This window comes from Microcystis sp. M113S1, assembly GCF_020246945.1.
In the GTDB taxonomy this organism is placed as follows: domain Bacteria; phylum Cyanobacteriota; class Cyanobacteriia; order Cyanobacteriales; family Microcystaceae; genus Microcystis.
In genome coordinates, this window is sequence record NZ_JADBSA010000106.1 from 1 (window position 1) to 4175 (window position 4175).

Consider the following 4175-nt stretch of genomic DNA (forward strand, 5'->3'; position numbering starts at 1 on the left):
TGTCAGTCTGTAGAGCGACCATAAGACCAGAACAGATTTACTCTGTTAAGGCAGGTGCGAAACCCCGCAAGGGAAAGAAGCAGAAACCTAAATCGTGAGGTTTGGGAATCACCGTCCGTTTACGGCGGTGAGGATGTCAACTTAATTGTAGTTGTGCCACCTGCACACAATCCTTTAACTCCTCACTCAATTGATAATTTTCCACCCCAACGATCCTGGGGTATAAAAGTCCGCTCTAGATTAATTTTGGCCACGGGTTCTGTGAGGGTAAATTCTCCCGATTCGATCAGTGCTTTTAATTCTAAAGCGGCTTCCCGGGCCAAGGAAATACTGGCCAAAGGAGCCACCCTAACACTTTTTCCCTCGATCATAATCCGACCGCTTTTTAGTTTAGCGTAGGTGATTAAACCAAAGGTAGGACGGACTCGCCGGGGAATAGAAAAATCCACCACTGGAGCGACAATTTCCTCATCTTTTACCGCACAATGTCGAACGATTTCCTCGCTTAAAATTGGAATCGGTACTGCTACCCCTAACATTAAAGAAGCCCCATAATTTTTGAAATAACAACCCCGCACCCAGCGAGCATTCATTTGTTTAGCATCACCAATTAAGGCTAAGGTGGAAGCCGGTCCAATAGGAGTTCGATTTTGTAGGCGTTTTTGCAGGGGAAAATGTTGGGTTCCTTCCCAGGCAATATAACCGATTCCTCCTCCTAAAAAAAGGCGCGTACCGATGCCTATAGCCTCTAAATCGGGGTCATTTAAGAGGGGAGAAATTGCCCCGGGGTTAGAATACACTGCATTACCCAATCTCGGCTGTAGGGGTCCTAAATAAGTATATAAAGTCCGCTCTCCCCCATTGACTCCGACGATAAAATTCTGGTAGAGATTGCGAGGATTAAACAGATAAAATTGATTGATAGTCTCCTTAGAAATAATCGTTTCAAAAGAAGTGCGAGGATAACAATCGGTGGCCTGGCCGACAGCGCGCAATTGAATCGATTTTCCAGCGATTAAATCCTCAATAATATGTCCGCCACCCCTTTCGGGATTTTCTCCCTCTAAATTCTCATTTTTGGCCGCTAGATCACTAATAGCACTGGCTCCTAAATATAAATCCACCGCCCCAAAACCGGCATAAGCAGGAATCCCATCTAACCAACATTGACGAATTTTTATCGGCGGATCCGTCTGACCTAAATTAATAATTGCCCCCGAAGATTCCATCGGTTCAAAAGTTCCCGTACAAACCACATCTACTTGGGAAAAAACCTCCTTAATTCCCATCTCGGTAACGCGGCTTTTTAATTCCTCTACTGTCCAGACTACAGCCGTTTTTTTAGCGATTTTGTCGTTGATTTCAGCGATTGTTCTCATAATAAAAATTGGCAAGATGGGGGTTAGGGAGCTTTTTGCTGTTGTCAGTAAACAGTAATCAGATTTGAGTTTTCAGTGAGTGGTATTAACTGAGCAGTATTAAATGGCGGTGACAGTGCTGTCTTTTCACTGATTACTGATTACTGATTACTGATCACTGTTATAAGATGAGAAAGGGAAAATTTACGATCGAAGCTTTTCTATGACAGTTACACCCGTTTCAGCCTCCTTTAATCCTGTTTCTGGTCTAGTTAACCGTATTCTCGGCATAAAACCGCTTTTTGACATCGCTCGCTATCAGGCGCGCAATATGATGATTAAAAGAGCCGAAAAACTAGGCGTACCTTGGCGAGAAACCGTCAAACAATGGCAGCAACGGGATTGGAGTCGGGAACTGCAAGCGATAGAAAATCCCGCTCTCGTCTATCCCGAATACTACGTTTGTTCTTTCCACGCTTACGAAAAGGGCAATTTAGACTGGTTGCCAGCTTTTGAGGTAGAATCTGCCGCCTATGCTGTCCATTCTACCATCTGGCCCGGGGCGGGGATTGACGGCGATCCGCGATTGCGACGGGAATATCACCGGATATTGAAGGAGCAAATCAAGGCAGAAATTAACGATATTGTCGATTTAGGCTGTAGTGTCGGCATGAGCAGCTTCGCACTGCAAGATACTTATCCTCAAGCGCGGGTAACTGGTTTAGATCTCTCTCCCTACTATTTAGCCGTTGCCCAATACCAAGCTCAACAAAAACAAAAGACGATTCAATGGCAACACGCAGCCGCAGAAAAAACTCAATTACCTAGTCAGTCCTACGATCTGGTATCTTCGTTTTTAATGTTCCACGAACTACCCCAACAGGCTACTAGAGAAATTTTCGCCGAAGCGCGTCGTTTATTGCGATCGGGGGGTTATTTGACGCTGATGGATATGAATCCGCGCTCGGAAATTTATCGAAAAATGCCCCCTTATGTCCTAACCTTACTCAAGAGTACCGAACCCTATCTCGATCAATATTTTACTCTCGATATCGAACAGGCATTAGTTGAAGCCGGGTTTCAACCACCGATCATTACCCCCACCAGTCCCCGACACCGGGCGATTGTTGCGCGGGTTTCCGAATCATAATTTTGAGGTAATCAATGAAGATAATTTTTCGTCAAAGTTGGACAAAGATATTAACTATTGTCCCTATCTTCCTGTTAATTTTTGCCAGCAAAACCCTCGCCCATCATGCCATGGGAGGGCAAACTCCCGATAATTTTTGGAACGGATTTTTATCGGGTTTAGCTCACCCGGTTATCGGTTTAGATCATTTAGCTTTTGTGGTGGCTAGTGGTTTAATTGCTGTGGGGATGGAACAGGGTTTATTAATTCCGATCGCTTTTGCGATTGCCACTTTAATCGGGACGGGTATTCATTTACAGGGGATAAATTTACTTTTTCCTGAAGGGATTATTGCCCTTTCCGTGGTGATTTTTGGCGTGATTTTAACCCTGAAAAAAGGTTTACAAACTCATTCTAATCTCTATACGATCGCCCTGGCAACTTTGGCAATGATCGCGGGAATTTTCCACGGTTATGCCTACGGAGAATCAATTATCGGGGCGCGGGTTGCCGCTTTAGTTGCCTATTTAATCGGTTTTACCGTCATGCAATTAGCGATCGCATCTGGCGCTTTTTTCCTTGGCAGTGTCATCAAGGAAAAATTAGCCAAGCAAGCAACTCTAATTAGCAAGTTAATCGGATTGGCAATTATGGCGATCGGTACAACTTTTTTAGTGGGAGTTAAGTAAATTAATCTCGATGGGGCCAATTATTAATCGCTCTCTTGAGGTTATGGTGATCAGCAAATCTGATCGAAGAAAGGGCGTACACTTATACGCCCCTACCAATCACACTAGGTGCAATATAGGGGCGCAGCCTCGATAGTGCGATCACAGATTGTGTAGAGAGTTTGTAAGGTGGAAAATGCCCACCTTACATTCAAGCTAAAATAGAGCCAAGGAAGTTAGTAGAGAGAGAATGCTATTTTGTCAGCTATGAGCCAAACCTTACCTAAAACTGTTAATTTCGAGGAATTCGTTCTTTGGCTTCCTGAAAATTCTGGATTGCGTTATGAGCTACACAATGGAAATATTATTGAAATGGCACAACCCGCAGGAGAACACGAAGAAATCAAAGGATTTTTAACTGTTAAACTCAGTGGAATAATTGATAGACTAGGACTTCCTTATTTAATTCCTAACCAAGCGATTGTCAGACCTGCTGGTAAAAATTCTGGTTATTTTCCTGATGTATTAGTGCTAAATCGAACAAATCTTGCTCAGGAAAAATTATGGAAAAAAGAATCAATCCTTAGGGATGGTGCATCTATCCCTCTGATCATTGAAGTGGTATCGACTAACTGGCGTGATGATTACTACTTAAAATTTGCTGATTATGAAGAAATGGGTATTCCTGAATATTGGATTGTTGATTATGCAGCCTTGGGTGGGCGTAATTTTCTTGGCACTCCTAAACAACCGACCATCTCTGTTTGTCGCTTAGTTGAGGAAGAATATCAAATTCGACAATTTCGAGACAGCGATCGCCTGATCTCCCAGACTTTCACGGAATTAAATCTCACTGTCAATCAGATTTTCTTAAGTATGTAGGGCTTGCTGAATAATGGTAAAACCCTTTTAAAATAAAGCTTTTGACCTGTTAAAGTCCGATGTTAGTGCAAGAAAATAGGATTGGGACTTTCAAAAACCTTGCATTATCCTTCTTATAGTACATCGCTTGGTACAAAA

The 4175-nt window shown here is 43.1% G+C and carries 4 protein-coding genes; 3 read left to right on the plus strand and 1 reads right to left on the minus strand.

All coding sequences use genetic code 11. The features are described 5' to 3' along the window. Positions 1–182: 182 nt before the first annotated feature. On the minus strand, positions 183–1379 hold the full coding sequence (locus tag IM319_RS05625) for a homocysteine biosynthesis protein (RefSeq protein WP_002795668.1): 1197 nt from the start codon (positions 1377–1379) through the stop codon (positions 183–185). A 202-nt stretch (positions 1380–1581) separates the two neighbouring features. Between IM319_RS05625 and IM319_RS05630 the strand changes: the two genes are divergently transcribed. From IM319_RS05630 to IM319_RS05640, 3 genes are all read left to right on the plus strand, one after another. Continuing rightward, positions 1582–2508, plus strand: a complete 927-nt coding sequence (locus IM319_RS05630; protein WP_287079431.1) for a class I SAM-dependent methyltransferase — start codon at positions 1582–1584, stop codon at positions 2506–2508. Positions 2509–2522: 14 nt separating this feature from the next. Further along, entirely contained in the window at positions 2523–3176 is a 654-nt protein-coding gene (locus tag IM319_RS05635) for a HupE/UreJ family protein (protein ID WP_287734959.1), read from the plus strand. Between the two features lie 246 nt (positions 3177–3422). Continuing rightward, the gene (locus IM319_RS05640) at positions 3423–4037 is read left to right on the plus strand and encodes a Uma2 family endonuclease (RefSeq protein WP_286825275.1); all 615 of its coding nucleotides are present in this window, start codon (positions 3423–3425) and stop codon (positions 4035–4037) included. Positions 4038–4175 lie beyond the last annotated feature (138 nt).

What these genes read in the sequence shown, in the direction of transcription:
- IM319_RS05625 (WP_002795668.1), bottom strand. Translation starts at nt 1,379, where the DNA reads ATGAGAACAATCGCTGAAATCAACGACAAAATCGCTAAAAAAACGGCT.
- IM319_RS05640 (WP_286825275.1), top strand. Translation starts at nt 3,423, where the DNA reads ATGAGCCAAACCTTACCTAAAACTGTTAATTTCGAGGAATTCGTTCTT.
- IM319_RS05635 (WP_287734959.1), top strand. Translation starts at nt 2,523, where the DNA reads ATGAAGATAATTTTTCGTCAAAGTTGGACAAAGATATTAACTATTGTC.
- IM319_RS05630 (WP_287079431.1), top strand. Translation starts at nt 1,582, where the DNA reads ATGACAGTTACACCCGTTTCAGCCTCCTTTAATCCTGTTTCTGGTCTA.